The following is a 13530-nucleotide window of genomic DNA, read 5'->3' on the forward strand; positions in this document are numbered from 1 at the left end:
TGACCGGCGCCGCGCGCCGCCCTTCGGCTGTGTCATCGTCTACTCTCTCCCGATTAGTCCGACCCGGGCTACTACCCTTGCCAACCCAGGTCGAAACGGCCGAAAAGCGGCCTCCTTCCCGGTCAATGCCAGGGGTGGAGACCGAATCACCGCAGCCGGCGGCTCCCGAGCGGGGGAGCCGCCCGGCGGCGGTCAGCGCGGGGCGGAGCTGAGCCGCCGGCCCACCGAGGCGATGAGCCGGTCCAGCTCCGAGCCGAACGGGTTGTCGTGGACGAGGTACGTCCAGGTGGCGCTGGGGCGGACCAGGGTCGACTCGTCCGGCTCCCAGTCGTCGTCGAAATCGGTCTCGTTGAAGGTGTCGATGGTGCGGGTCTCGATCTCCGGGACCAGCGCGTTGAACGCCGGCACCGCCGCCCGGTGGAACTCGTCGAGCGGGTCGAGCCGACCCAGGGCGCGCAGGTGCACGCCCTCGCGCACCTCCGACAGCTCGGCCAGGTGCTCGGCCCACAGCCGGTCGAGGTGGTAGAGGGCGATCCACCGGGCCGCCCGGGCGAGGAGGTCCTCGTCCATCTCCTCGGCCTTCTCCGGCACCCGCTCCAGCAGCATCAGCGCGGCGATGTCGCTGGTCAGCAGGCGCTCCCGCCGCTCGGCGAGGGCCTTGCGCTGCTGCTCGATGACCACGCTGTAGCGCCAGGTGTTGCGGTGGATCTCGTGGTTGACGCCCTCGGCGACCCGCTGGGCGTGCTCCACCGCGTAGTCGACCTGCGGGTCGGTGACCAGGCCGTCGGCGTTCATCCGGGGCGAGGCCGGCACGGCGTCGCCGGCGTGCCGGACCACCAGGTCGTCCTCCAGGCTGACGCAGAAGACGGAGCCGCCCGGGTCGCCCTGCCGCCCGGCCCGGCCGCGCAACTGGTCGTCGACGCGGCGGCTGTCGTGCCGGCCGCCGCCGATCACGTAGAGGCCGCCCAGCTCGGCCACCCGGTCCCGGTCGGCCTGGTCGCTGCCGCCGAGCCGGATGTCGACGCCCCGGCCGGCCATCTGGGTGGAGACGGTGACCGCGCCGTACGCGCCGGCCTCGGCGATGATCGCCGCCTCCTCGTCGTCGTTCTTGGCGTTGAGCACCACGCAGGGCACCCCGGCGGCGTTCAGCCGGGTGGCGAGCTGCTCGGACTCCTTGACGTCGAGGGTGCCGACCAGCACCGGCCGGCCCTTGTCGTGGCAGCGCTTGATCTCGTCGACCAGCGCCTCCTCCTTCTCGGCCCGGGTAGCGTAGATCCGGTCCGGCTCGTCCTCCCGGACGCAGGGGGTGTTCGACGGGATCACCGCCACCTCCAGGCCGAAGAACTCGCGCAGCTGGTCGCCGACCAGCACCGCCGTCGCGGTCATCCCGCACACCTTCGGGTAGAGCGCGATGTAGGCCTGCACGGCGATGGTGCCCAGCACCTCGCCCTCGGCGGTGGCGTCCAGGCCCTCCTTGGCCTCGACCGCCGCCTGGAGGCCGTCGGGCCAACGGCGGCGCTGGGCCACCCGGCCGCGCATCTCGTCGATCAGCTCCACCGAGCCGTCCCGGACGATGTAGTCGACGTCGCGGTGCAGCAGGGCGTGGGCGTGCAGCGCCACGTTGACCGCGGAGAGCTGCCCGACGTGGTCGGAGTCGTACAGGTCGATGCCGCCCAGCTTGGCCTCGACGGCAGCCAGGCCGACGGAGGTGAAGGCGACGCTGCGGCCGTCCTCGGCCACCGTGTAGTGCCTGCCCTTGCGCAGGCCCCGGATCAGCGCCGCGGCGGCGTGCACCGGGTCCTGTTCGCCGCCGACCGAGCCCGCGAGGACCATCGGCACCCGGGCCTCGTCGATCAGGATCGAGTCGGCCTCGTCGACGATGGCCGTGGCCAGCGGCGGCTGGACCCGGTCGTCGAGGTCGGTGACGAGCTGGTCACGCAGGTAGTCGAAGCCGGCCTCGCTGACCGAGACGTAGGTGACGTCGCAGGCGTACGCGTCGCGCCGCTCCTGCGGGGTGGACGCCTCGTTGACCCAGCCGACGGTCAGCCCGAGCAGGGCGTAGACCGGCTCCATCCACCGGGCGTCGCGACGGGCCAGGTAGTCGTTGACGGTGAGCACGTGCACCGGGCCGTTGCCGAGCCGGACGTGCCCGTACGCGGCGATCGTGGCGGTGAGGGTCTTGCCCTCACCGGTGGCCATTTCGGCGACCTTGCCGGAGAGCAGGGCCATCGCGCCGAGCAGCTGCACGTCGTACGGCCGCTGGTCGAGCCCTCGCCGGGAGGCCTCCCGGCCGACGGCGCAGATCTCCTCGTACCCAGTGGCGGCACCGGCGGCCTCGGTGAGCTCGGCGTCGGTCAGCGCCGACAGCTCCTCCTCGCGGGCCTCGATGGCCGGCAGCAACTTCTCCAGCGGGCCCAGATCGACCGTGGTGCCTGGCCGCTGGAGGAACCGCCGGAACCTGCTCTTGAACCGTTGCGACACACCCATGAGCCGCAACGGTACGCGACCCCGGCCGGCTTTCGTGGCCCGGTCGGGCCGCAGCGGGGTGAGGCGCCCGCCACGGCCCGCCACGATCAGCCGGCCAGCACCACCTGGAGCTCCTGGCGGCGGCGCTCGGCCAGGTCGGTGAGCAGCGCCGGGGCCTGTTCGAACGGCACCACCGCCGACACCAGGTGCTTGCGGATCGCGTCGCCGTACGCCCGCAGCAGCTCGATCGTCTCGGCCGAGAGCCGCTCCCGGTCCCAGGTCGGGGCGAGCCCGCGCGGCACCCGCCCGATCTGGGCGCAGCGCAGCGACAGCCCGTTGTGGTGGAACTCCTCGCCGAACCGGACGGCGTCGGCGCCGGCCTGGTAGAAGGCCAGGTCGATCACGGTTCCCTGGGGGCGCAGCAGGCGCAGCGCGAGCTGCAACGCCCACGCCTGGCCCCGGCACTGGAAGACCACGTCGGCGCCCCGGTCGCCGGCGGCGTGGTTCCACCGGGTCTTGAGCACCACCGCCGGGTCGTCGGCGTCCGGGTCGAGGGTCTCCAGGCCGAGCGCCTCGGCGACCGCCCGGCGCTGCGGGGTCGGGTCGAGCACGACCACCGACGCCGCGCCGTGCCGCCTGGCGAACAGGGCGGTGAGCAGGGCCACCACCCCGCTGCCGACCACCGCGACCCGGCGCCCGCGCACCCCGTCGCCGAGCGACCGGACGTCGGTGCCGCACAGGTCGGCGGCGGCGTGCAGCACCCCGTTGGCGCAGATCGGGCCCATGTGCGCGACGTACACGCCGAGCAGCGGGTCGAGGTCGTCGGGCAGCGGGACGAACCGCTCGGCGACCGGGTCGGCGACGTAGCCGGTGCGGTGGCCGTAGGTCATCGCACCGACGGCGCCCACGGCGACCGCCGGGGTACGGCTCTCCACCACCCGCCCCACCTGCATGTAGCCCAGCCGGTCGACCGGGTACGGGGTGCTGGCCTCCCCGGGCTGGAACAGCCCGAGGCCGGCGTCCCAGGCGACGTTGAGGTACGGGTTGGTGCCCTTGACGAAGCTCAGCTCGGTGCCGGCGGACACCCCGCTGTACAGCGTCTCCACCCGGAACGTGCCGTCCCGCAGCTCGCCGGCGTCCTGCTCGACCAGCTCGACCTTCCCGGGGCCGTTGACCACCACCACCCGGTCACGCATCGACGCCCACCCCCGCCGGGGCCGCCACGCTGGCGGCCCGGAGCGTCGCGGCCGGGCCGGTGGGCAGCGCCACCGGCCGGCCGGTGGCCGCCGACTCGGCGACCGCGAGGGCCAGTCGCTGGGTGCCGAGCGCCTCGGCGTACGGGACCCGGACGTCGTCGCCGACGCCGCGCACCGCGTCGACGAAGGCCCGGTCGACGGCGGTCCGCGCGCCGTCGGGGTCGGCGGGCAGGTGCCGCTCGCCGTCGGCGTCGCGGATCGTCAGGCCGTCCTCGGCCAGCGACAGGGCCAGCCCGTCGGCGAGGATCTCCAGCCCGGCCCGGTGCTTCCAGCCGAGCACGCAGGCGGCGGCGAGGGTGCCCACCGCCCCGTCGGCGAAGCGCAGGGCGGCCGTGGTCACCGAGTCGATGTCGGCCCCGTCGACCGGCGGCGGGGTGCCGTCGCCGTACGCGGTCACCTCGGTGACCTCGCCGACCAGCGCGCGCATCAGGTCCAGCACGTGCGCGGCCTGCTCGACCACCGGGCCGCCGGAGCTGTCCCGCCGGGCCCACCAGTCCACCGGCGGCACCTTGTCCAGCCAGGCGCCGCTGACCATCCGCACCGGCCGGCCGGCGAGCAGCTCGCGGGCCTCGTCGACCACGTGCAGGTACCGCCAGTGGTGGCCGACCCCGGTGAGCAGCCCTCGCCGGGCCACCAGGTCGGCGATCCGCTCGGCGGTGTCCAGGTCCACCGAGACCGGCTTCTCCACGAACATCGGCACCCCGGCGGCGACGATCGCCTCCTCCACCGGGCCGTGCGCGAACGGCGGCACGCAGACGTACACCGCGTCCGGGCCGGCCGCGAGCAGCTCGTCCACGTCGACGAACGTCGCGGCCCCGTGCGCGTCGGCCAGCTCGGCCGCCGCGCTCCGCGTCACGTCGGTCACGCCGAGGATCTCCACGTCCTCGAAGCCGCCCAACACCCGGGCGTGGCGCTGCGCCACCCCGCCGGCCCCGACAAGTCCCACCCGGCACACGCGCATCGACAAACCCTCCCGCCACGGTTTCACGTATTCGCGCAAAGCACTCCCCCCGGGGCGGTGCAGCCAAACGTTCACCTGCCGGGAACGGCCCGGTGTGCGGCCCGTGATCAAGCTGTTAGGGATGATTCGGTTAGCGCATGGGCGGTTTTGGGAAAACACCACTCTGCGTTTTCCGCAGCGATCTTTAGGAGGTGTGTCTGTGCGGGATACTGAATCGAGCGTCTCACCGGTGGTGGAGGCGTGGGCGACATACCGGACCACCTCGGCGACCGAATGGACGTCGCGGCGGCTGGTGCGAGCCAAGGGCGACAGCCGGGTCAGCGTGGTGCTGCCGGCACACAACGAGGAGGCGACGGTCGGCGCGATCGTGTCGACCATCCGGGAGCACCTGATGGACCGGGTGGCCCTGGTCGACGAGCTGATCGTGGTCGACTCCCGGTCGACCGACCGGACCGCGCAGGTGGCCCGGGCGGCCGGCGCGGAGGTGGTCGGCCAGGACGAGATGACCCGGGGCCTACCCCGGCTGACCGGCAAGGGCGACGCGCTCTGGGCGGGGCTGGCCGCCGCCGACGGGGACGTGGTCGCGTTCATCGACGCCGACCTGCGCGAGTTCCGCCCGCACTTCGTCACGGGCCTGCTCGGCCCGCTGCTGACCGACCCGTCGGTGGAGTTCGTCAAGGGCTTCTACCACCGGCCGCTGGTCGGCGCGACCAGCGTGGAGGCCGACGGCGGGGGCCGGGTCACCGAGCTGATGGCCCGCCCGCTGCTCAACCTGTTCTGGCCGGAGCTGGCCGGCTTCGTCCAGCCCCTCGCCGGTGAGTACGCCGGCCGGCGCGACGTGCTGGAGCGGGTGCCGTTCGTCTCCGGGTACGGGGTCGAGACGGCGATGCTGATCGACCTGCTGGACCTCGTCGGGTTGGACGCGCTGGCCCAGGTGGACCTGGGTGAGCGCAAGCACCGCCACCAGGACACGGCGGCGCTGGGCCGGATGTCGGCGCAGATCATGCTGACCGCGTGGTCTCGGTTGCAGCGACGCGGCTGGGCCAGCCCGGACACCGCGCCGGTGGCCCTGCTCACCCAGTTCCGCCGGGGCGGTTCCGAGGCGCTGCCCAACCTGGAACGGGAGATCGTGGTCAGCGACGTCTCGGTCGAGGAGCGGCCCCCGCTGGCGGAGCTGCGCCACCGGCTGCCGCGCCGCCGGGTGGCGGCGTGATGGCGCGCCCTCGGACGCGTCTTGCCGGCCCCGGCCGGATCACCCGGCCGGGGCGGCCGTGACGCTCGGGGCGCCCGGGGAGCTCGGGTGACCGTGACGCTCGGGTGACCGTGACGCTCATGGCGGCCAGGGCGTGACCATGCCCGCTACGGGGCACGTAGGTGGCACACAGCGGTCGGCCGACGGGGGCCCCGCCGAGGGAAGGAACTCAGCATGAGCCTGACCGTCCTGATGAACGCCGGGCCGTGGCTGTCCGTGCCGCCGCCCGGCTACGGCGGCATCGAGAACGTCATCGCCACCCTGGTGCCGGAGCTGCGCAGGCTCGGCGTGCGGGTGGTCCTCGCCTCCGTCGACAGCAGCACCCTGCCGGTGGACGAGAAGATCTCCGTCTTCCCCGACGGCCAGTTCGAGGCCCTCCAGCGGCCGTACAACCAGGTCTGCGGCATCGCCCAGGCGCACCTGGGCGGGGTGGTGCGGGCGCTGCACACCCGCGACGACATCGACCTGGTCCACGACCACGTGGAGGCGGTCGGCCTGGCGACCCTCGCCGCGATGGGGCCGGACGCCCCGCCGGCGCTGCACACCCTGCACTGGGACCTGGCCAAGCACCCGGCCCTCTACGGCAACCTCGACGGCGGCGACCGGGTCCGGGTCAACGGGGTGTCCGCCTCGCAGCTCGCCCGCGCCCCCCGGGCGCTGCGCGACCACTCGGTCGGGCACGTGCACCTGTCCACCCCGCTCGCGATCGACGCGGACCGGCGCCCCCGGCCGGACAAGGGCGACTACCTGATCATCCTGGGCCGGATCAACCCCGGCAAGGGCCAGGACGTCGGCGCCCGGCTCGCCCAGCGCGTCGGCGTGCCGCTGGTGCTCGCCGGCCCGGTCGGGCCGTACCACCGGCCGGAGGACCTGGCCGCGGCCGGCGACGAGGCCCGGCAGAATCCGGACGTGCGGTTCTTCTACGACGAGGTGGCCCCGCACGTCGACGGCGACCTGGTCCGCTGGGTCGGCACCGTCGCCGGGCAGGAGCGCGACGACCTGCTGGCCGGCGCCCGCGCCTCGCTGTTCCCGCTGCGCTGGGAGGAGCCCGGCGGCACGGCGGTGGTCGAGTCGCTGGCCCTGGGCACCCCGGTGGTGGCGACCGCCCGTGGCTGCCTGCCGGAGCTGATCGAGCACGGCCGCACCGGCCTGCTCACCACCGACGAGGAGGAACTGGCCGACCTGGTCCTGGCCGTAGACGCGCTGGACGCCGACGAGTGCCGGCGGGAGGCCGCGACGCGGTTCACCCCGGCGGTGATGGCGCAGCGGTACGTCGGGCTGTACGAGCAGGTCCGCCGGGGCGCCACCGCGCGCCGCCTGCAACCCGCCTGACACCGGGGCCCTGCCGGGCGTACGCGGACGGCGGGGGCCTCGCGCGTCCCCGGCCCGGCGGCCGGTTTACGGGCGGCGACGGCGGGAACGCGCGCCGCGAGCTTCCCGTGCCCGGTGAGGAGATCGCGGTGACCGGTCCGATGGCCCACTCGCGGGCTCGACGCAACCCTGCCGACGGCCGCGCCCCCGTGCGCCGTGTCGCGGCCACCGTCGGCGTGGTGTTCCTGGTGATCGGGGTGCTCGGCTTCATCCCCGGAGTCACCACGTACTACAGCGACCTGCGTTTCGCCGGGCACGACTCCGAGGCGAAACTGTTCGGGCTGTTCCAGGTGTCGGTCCTGCACAACATCGTGCACCTGCTGTTCGGGATCGCGGGCCTGGCGCTGGCGCGTACGGTCTCCGGGGCGCGCACGTTCCTCGTCGGCGGCGGGGCCATCTACCTCGTGCTGTGGCTGTACGGCCTGGTGGTCGACCACTCCAGCGGGGCGAACTTCATCCCCGTCAACGGTGCCGACAACTGGCTGCACCTGTTCCTCGGCGTCGGGATGATCGCACTCGGCGTGCTCACCACCCGCCGCCCGAGCCGCCACTGACGGGGCCGGCCCAGGCCCTGCCTCGTTTCACCCCGTCCCGTGCCGGGTATCTGCGGATCACCCCCTGACACGGAAACGAGGACCGCGCATGTCGAGCCGGATCACCTGCGAGGTCCGCGACGAGGCGCCGGTGACTGTCGTACGGCTCACCGGCGCGCTCGACCTGGCCACCATGCGCCCGGTGCACCACGTCCTGGACCGGTGCCTCGCCGACCAGCCCGACGCCCTGGTGGTCGACCTCGGCTCGGTCACCGTGCGCGACCGGTTGGCGCTGTCGGTGTTCGCCGCCGCCGCCCGGCGGGCCGCCGACTGGCCGGCCGTGCCGTTCGTGCTCTGTTCTGCGCCGCCCGACGCGGCGAGCTGGCTGGCTGAGTCGACCGTGGGCCGGGTGGTGCCGGTGCGGCGGGACTGCGCCGAGGCCACCCGGACGGCGGGGGCCGCCGCCGCGCCCCGGCTACGCGCCCGGCTGGAACCGGTCGCGGGGGCCTGCCGGCGGGCCCGGGAGCTGGTCACCGACGCCTGCGGGCGGTGGAACCTGCCGGAGCTGGTCGGCCCCGCCTCGGTGGTGCTCACCGAGCTGGTCGGCAACGTCGTGCGGCACGCCGGCACCCCGATGCAGGTGACGCTCACGCTGCGCCGGTCGCACCTGCAGGTCGCCGTGGCCGACGGCAGCGGTGCGGCGATCCGCCCGAGGGCGGGCACCGACCCGCGCGCCGAGGGCGGCCGGGGGCTGCTCCTGGTCCGGGAGCTGGCCCAGCGGTGGGGCAGCTCGCCGGTCCGGGACGGCAAGGTCGTCTGGGCGATGCTGCCCGCCACCTGAGCCTTCTCACCCCGAATTAACCGAAATTACCGCTCTCGCCTGGTTACATGGTGGGAGGGCAGGGTAGGCACGCCCGTCCTTTCTGTCGTGACGACGGGGTGAGAAGCGATGCCCAAGCGGGTAACCACGGAACCCGGACGAGACCGAGGCCCCGCGATCCTCGCGCCGGCCCGCTTCGGCGGCTACCCCGGCCCGCTGCGGCCGGCGCTGCCCGGGGCCAAGCTGATCAAGCTGCTCGGCACCACGGACGCCAAGCAGATCGGCCTGCTGTACCTGGCCACCTCGTTCGTCTTCTTCCTCATCGGCGGGGTGCTGGCGCTGCTGATCCGGGCCGAACTGGCCCGGCCCGAGATGCAGTTCCTCTCCCCCGAGCAGTACAACCAGGCGTTCACCATGCACGGCACGATCATGCTGCTGCTGTTCGCGACGCCCCTGGTGTTCGCGTTCGGCAACTACATCGTCCCGTTGCAGATCGGGGCCCCGGACGTGGCCTTCCCCCGGCTCAACGCCTTCGCCTACTGGCTGTACCTGTTCGGCGGGACCATGGTGGTCGCCGGGTTCTTCACCCCGAACGGGGCCGCCGACTTCGGCTGGACCGCCTACACCCCGCTGAGCCAGCAGCAGCACGGCCCCGGCATAGGCGGGAACCTATGGGTCGTCGGCCTGGTCGTCTCCGGCCTCGGCACCATCCTCGGCGCGGTCAACCTGATCACCACCACGCTGACGCTGCGCGCCCCCGGCATGACCATGTTCCGGATGCCGATCTTCACCTGGAACCTGCTGCTCACCAGCGTGCTGGTGATCCTGGTCTTCCCGCTGCTGGCCGCCACGCTGTTGGCGCTCGCCGCCGACCGGCTGGTCGACGCGCACGTGTTCGACCCGGCCACCGGTGGGCCGATGCTGTGGCAGCACCTCTTCTGGTTCTTCGGCCATCCCGAGGTGTACATCATCGCGCTACCGTTCTTCGGCATCATCACCGAGATCATCCCGGTGTTCGCCCGCAAGCCGATCTTCGGCTACACGGGACTGGTGCTGGCCACCATCGCGATCACGGTGTTGTCGATGACGGTCTGGGCGCACCACATGTTCGCCACCGGCCAGGTGCTGCTGCCGTTCTTCAGCATCCTCAGCTATCTGATCGCGGTGCCCACCGGGGTGAAGTTCTTCAACTGGATCGGCACCCTGTGGAAGGGCCAGCTCACCTTCGAGACGCCGATGCTGTTCGCCATCGGCTTCCTGGTCACCTTCCTGCTCGGCGGGCTCACCGGGGTCCTGCTGGCCAGCCCGCCCGTCGACTTCCAGGTCACCGACACGTACTTCGTGGTGGCGCACTTCCACTACGTGATGTTCGGCACCATCGTCTTCGCCGCGTTCGGCGGGGTGTACTTCTGGTTCCCGAAGATGACCGGCCGGCTGCTCGACGAGCGGCTCGGCAAGATCCACTTCTGGACCATGTTCATCGGCTTCCACGCCACCTTCCTGGTGCAGCACTGGCTGGGCGCCGAGGGCATGGCCCGCCGGTACGCCGACTACCTGCCCGGCGACGGCTTCACCACCCTGAACACGATCTCCACCGTGGGGTCGTTCATCCTCGGCGCGTCCACGCTGTTCTTCATGTACAACGTGTGGAAGTCCTGGCGCTTCGGGGCGATGGTGACGGTCGACGACCCCTGGGGCTTCGGCAACTCCCTCGAATGGGCGACCACCTGCCCGCCGCCGCTGCGCAACTTCGACCGGATGCCGCGGATCCGCTCCGAGCGCCCCGCGTTCGACCTCAAGTACGGCCACCTCGTCGCCGACCTCGGCCGGGACCTGCCGCAGCGCACCACGAAACCGCCGCAGAGCTTCGCCGAGGAGCTGCACCCCGCGCGGCACGTGCCGGAGTCCCCGTCGGGCGAGGGCGCGCACGGCGCCCGGGAGGCCGTCGAGTTCAAGCCGGCGCCGCAGTCGGGGGCACGGCCGGTGGACGTGCCGAACCCGGAGGAGATCCGCCGGCCCAGCTTCGAGCAGACCGACGCGCCGGAGGCCGAGCCGCCGGACGCGGAGCGGGCCCCACGGGAGAACGAGCGGTGGCGCCACCCGCACAGTCGGGACGACACCCCGGAACGCTGAGCCCCAGGCGACGCGCGGCGGGGCGGGCCGATCACCAGCCGCCCTGCCGCTCAGTCGCGGGGCGGCTGCGGGGCGGCCGCCCGGTCGCCGTTGTGCCGCGCCGAGACCCGCGCCTTGCCCCCCTCGGACTCGGCCGCGCCGTTCTGCCACGGCGACGCGGCGTCGGCGAGCATCGCCTGCCGCAGCCAGGTCAGCGCCCGCGACAGCAGGCGGGACACGTGCATCTGGGAGATGCCGAACCGGGCGGCGATCTCGGCCTGGGTCTGGTTGCCGTAGAAACGCATCGCCAGGATGCGCCGCTCCCGCCAGGGCAGCCGGTGCAGCAGCCCGCTGACGGTGACCCGGTCGTCGACCGACTCCAGCGCGTTGTCGCTCTCGCCGACCAGGTCGCCGAACTCGGCCGAGCTCTCCCCGCCGACCGGCGCGTTGAGCGAGGCCGGGCTGTACCCGGCGGCGGACTCCAGGGCCGCGAGGATCTCCGCCTGCGGGGTCTCCAGCCGCTCGGCCAGCTCCGCCACGGACGGGGCCCGGGACAGCTCGCTGGTCAGCGACGCGGTGGCCTGGCCGACCTCCAGGATCAGGTCGCGCAGTCGGCGGGGCACGTGCACGCCCCAGGTCCGGTCCCGGAAATGCCGCTTGATCTCGCCGACGATGGTGATCGCCGCGTACGCGGTGAACGAGCCGCGCTCCGGGTCGTACCGGTCGACGGCGTTGACCAGCCCGAGCCGGGCCACCTGCTCCAGATCCTCCAACGGCTCACCCCGCCCCCGGTACCGACGGGCGAGCCGGCCGGCGAACGGCAGCGCGAAGCGGACCAGGTCATCGCGCGCCTCCTGCCGCCGCTCAGGGGGCAGGCCCTCGATTCGCGCCGCGTACGCCAGCGCCGCCGCGTCGAGGTCCTCCAGACCCCGTTCGGTGGGTGGTGGTGTGGTCGTGGTGGTCTGTCCGAACATCCGCGCCTCCCTCAGGAAGGTCCCCGCCTGATCGGGAAAGCCGGTCGCGTGCGTGGTCGAGCCACGCACCGGGCCGGAAGTGGGTCACCTGACGTGAATCGTCGAGGAGCGTCTACCACAGGCTGCGCGGCGTGGCCGGGCCGTCGCAGCCAGCGGTGTTCCCGCTCCGTAGGTACTCAATCACGGCGGCCCCGGGTCGCGAGGATGTTTCGGCCGGCTGGTGCGACCGGCCTCGGCGTGGCACTTCGCGGCGGGCGGTTCAGCACCGGCCGGGCGGCACTCCAGGCGCGGCGGACCGGGTCAGCAGACCACCAGTCCCTGGTGGCCGGCCCCGGCACGCAGCGCCTCGACGGCGGTCGCGATGGGCAGCGGCGGCGGCACCGGCAGGTCGTACGGCTGGGCCCTCAGCACCTCGGTGGCGCGGCGGGTGGGCACCGCCGTGACCGGGTAGCCCCGGGCCGCGGTGCGGTCCAGCGCCCGGCGGCGGCTGCCGAAGGCGGCCACGGCCAGCCACTGCGGCAGCCCGGCCAGGGCCGGCGAGCGCATCCCCGGTGACTCCGGCAGCACGTCCACCGAGCTGAACGGCTCACTGCCGGCGAGCCACCACTCCACCGCGTCGACGGCCCGCCGGGTGGCGTTCTCGCACCAGTACGGCACCAGCCCGGCCCGCAGCACCTGCCACGGGTCGAGCAGCCGCCCGCACTCGACGACCAGCCGGTCGCCGGTCTTGCCGGCCCGCCGCAGCCACGCCCGGTACAGGTCGGCGACCGCGCCGCTGAGCGACTCCACCCGGGGGAACAGCACCCGGTGCAGCCGGTGCCCGCGCCGCCCGGCCAACGCCCGGACGGCGAGCTCGAACCCGGGCTCGACGCCGTGCTCGGCGTAGCCCTGCGGGGCGTGGGACTCCGGCGGCTCCCAGCGGGAACCCTCGCCACCGGCGGAGCGGAGCACCTGGCGCAGCGCGTGCGAGTCCGGGTGGAAGTCCACCGGATCCAGCCCGCTGGCCGGGGAGCCGGCCTGGAAGCTGTGCCCCAGCCCGAGGTCGTGCACCGGCCAGGTCCGGGCGTCGCGCAGCAGCAGCAGCGGGGCGCCGGGCTCGACCCGGTCGGCCAGGAACCGGGCGTACGCCGCTGGCAGGCGCTGCCAGCGCACGGCGAGCGAGACGGTCGCCCCGGCGAGCGCGCCCCGGCTGGCCGGGCAGTGCACCTGCCGCACGTGCACGTCGGGGTTGCCGGCGACCAGCCGGGCGGCGAGCGCCGCGCCGTGGTCGAGGGCGGCTGCGGGGCGGTCCACGGCCCCCCGGGTCCAGTGCACCGTCGTCTCGAACGCGGCCGGCAGCCAGGGCACGCCCAGGGCCACCGCCAGGTGCGCCGCCGCGCCGTGCGGGGAGCCCAGCACCACGCCCGGGTAGCGGCGGCGCGGGTACTGGTCGACGATCCACCGCGCCACCCGTGCGGCGTCGACCTCGGCCGTCTGGTCGGGGGTGAGCGCGACCCGTCCGGCGGCCCGGGCGGCGGCGGCCCGGCGCACCGGCTCGGGCGCGTTGGTGAGCCGGGACAGCGCGCCCGGCTGGCCCATGTCCGCGCAGTCCTGCCCGCGCAGGGCCCGGGCCGCGGCGGCGACCAGGACGCGGCCGGTGCTGCCGACCGCCACCACCCGGTCCCCCGCCAGTCCGGCCCCGTCCGCCGTGAGTCCCCCACGCACCGGGTGCGCGGGTCCTGGCCCGCTTGGTTCGATCGCCACGCGGCCCGGCTTCCCGTCCCGATGGGGTCTAAACGGGGCCTC

9 protein-coding genes and 1 pseudogene are annotated in these 13530 nt (G+C 74.0%); 5 read left to right on the plus strand and 5 right to left on the minus strand.

Annotation, left to right across the window (positions count from 1 at the left end):
- Positions 1–192: 192 nt before the first annotated feature.
- From secA2 to GVV04_RS19580, 3 genes are all read right to left on the minus strand, one after another.
- Positions 193–2487 carry an accessory Sec system translocase SecA2 gene (gene secA2 / locus GVV04_RS19570; RefSeq protein WP_161689539.1) on the minus strand — a complete coding sequence of 765 codons (2295 nt, stop codon included), beginning with the start codon at positions 2485–2487 and terminating at the stop codon, positions 193–195.
- An 86-nt stretch (positions 2488–2573) separates the two neighbouring features.
- Positions 2574–3662: a zinc-binding dehydrogenase gene (locus tag GVV04_RS19575; protein ID WP_161689540.1), complete on the minus strand. Its 1089-nt coding sequence runs from the start codon at positions 3660–3662 to the stop codon at positions 2574–2576.
- Complete coding sequence (locus GVV04_RS19580) at positions 3655–4683, minus strand: Gfo/Idh/MocA family protein (protein ID WP_161689541.1); 1029 nt, start codon at positions 4681–4683, stop codon at positions 3655–3657. The genes GVV04_RS19575 and GVV04_RS19580 overlap by 8 nt, the downstream gene beginning before the upstream one ends.
- Before the next feature lie 232 nt (positions 4684–4915).
- On the opposite strand from GVV04_RS19580, the gene GVV04_RS19585 reads away from it, so the two are divergent.
- The 5 genes from GVV04_RS19585 (at position 4916) to ctaD (ending at position 10792) form a co-directional block, all read left to right on the plus strand.
- The gene (locus tag GVV04_RS19585; protein WP_328822508.1) at positions 4916–5896 is read left to right on the plus strand and encodes a glucosyl-3-phosphoglycerate synthase; all 981 of its coding nucleotides are present in this window, start codon (positions 4916–4918) and stop codon (positions 5894–5896) included.
- Positions 5897–6109: 213 nt separating this feature from the next.
- Positions 6110–7267: a glycosyltransferase gene (locus GVV04_RS19590; RefSeq protein WP_161689543.1), complete on the plus strand. Its 1158-nt coding sequence runs from the start codon at positions 6110–6112 to the stop codon at positions 7265–7267.
- Positions 7268–7407: 140 nt separating this feature from the next.
- Positions 7408–7860, plus strand: a complete 453-nt coding sequence (locus GVV04_RS19595) for a DUF4383 domain-containing protein (protein WP_161689923.1) — start codon at positions 7408–7410, stop codon at positions 7858–7860.
- Between the two features lie 88 nt (positions 7861–7948).
- A complete protein-coding gene (locus GVV04_RS19600; protein WP_161689544.1) occupies positions 7949–8680 on the plus strand; it encodes an ATP-binding protein in 732 nt (243 codons plus the stop codon).
- Positions 8681–8788: 108 nt separating this feature from the next.
- Positions 8789–10792: an aa3-type cytochrome oxidase subunit I gene (ctaD, locus tag GVV04_RS19605; RefSeq protein ID WP_161689545.1), complete on the plus strand. Its 2004-nt coding sequence runs from the start codon at positions 8789–8791 to the stop codon at positions 10790–10792.
- An 80-nt stretch (positions 10793–10872) separates the two neighbouring features.
- Here ctaD and GVV04_RS19610 read toward each other — a convergent pair.
- Together GVV04_RS19610 and GVV04_RS19615 are read right to left on the minus strand one after the other, a co-directional pair.
- Positions 10873–11745, minus strand: a pseudogene (locus tag GVV04_RS19610) (SigB/SigF/SigG family RNA polymerase sigma factor); the annotation flags it as partial.
- Positions 11746–12045: 300 nt separating this feature from the next.
- The gene (locus GVV04_RS19615) at positions 12046–13449 is read right to left on the minus strand and encodes a hypothetical protein (protein ID WP_161689546.1); all 1404 of its coding nucleotides are present in this window, start codon (positions 13447–13449) and stop codon (positions 12046–12048) included.
- Positions 13450–13530 lie beyond the last annotated feature (81 nt).

The sequence above is a fragment of the Micromonospora rubida genome (assembly GCF_009908295.1).
Taxonomy (GTDB): domain Bacteria; phylum Actinomycetota; class Actinomycetes; order Mycobacteriales; family Micromonosporaceae; genus Micromonospora; species Micromonospora rubida.

What these genes read in the sequence shown, in the direction of transcription:
- GVV04_RS19595 (WP_161689923.1), top strand. Translation starts at nt 7,408, where the DNA reads ATGGCCCACTCGCGGGCTCGACGCAACCCTGCCGACGGCCGCGCCCCC.
- GVV04_RS19580 (WP_161689541.1), bottom strand. Translation starts at nt 4,683, where the DNA reads ATGCGCGTGTGCCGGGTGGGACTTGTCGGGGCCGGCGGGGTGGCGCAG.
- ctaD (WP_161689545.1), top strand. Translation starts at nt 8,789, where the DNA reads ATGCCCAAGCGGGTAACCACGGAACCCGGACGAGACCGAGGCCCCGCG.
- secA2 (WP_161689539.1), bottom strand. Translation starts at nt 2,487, where the DNA reads ATGGGTGTGTCGCAACGGTTCAAGAGCAGGTTCCGGCGGTTCCTCCAG.
- GVV04_RS19590 (WP_161689543.1), top strand. Translation starts at nt 6,110, where the DNA reads ATGAGCCTGACCGTCCTGATGAACGCCGGGCCGTGGCTGTCCGTGCCG.
- GVV04_RS19575 (WP_161689540.1), bottom strand. Translation starts at nt 3,662, where the DNA reads ATGCGTGACCGGGTGGTGGTGGTCAACGGCCCCGGGAAGGTCGAGCTG.
- GVV04_RS19600 (WP_161689544.1), top strand. Translation starts at nt 7,949, where the DNA reads ATGTCGAGCCGGATCACCTGCGAGGTCCGCGACGAGGCGCCGGTGACT.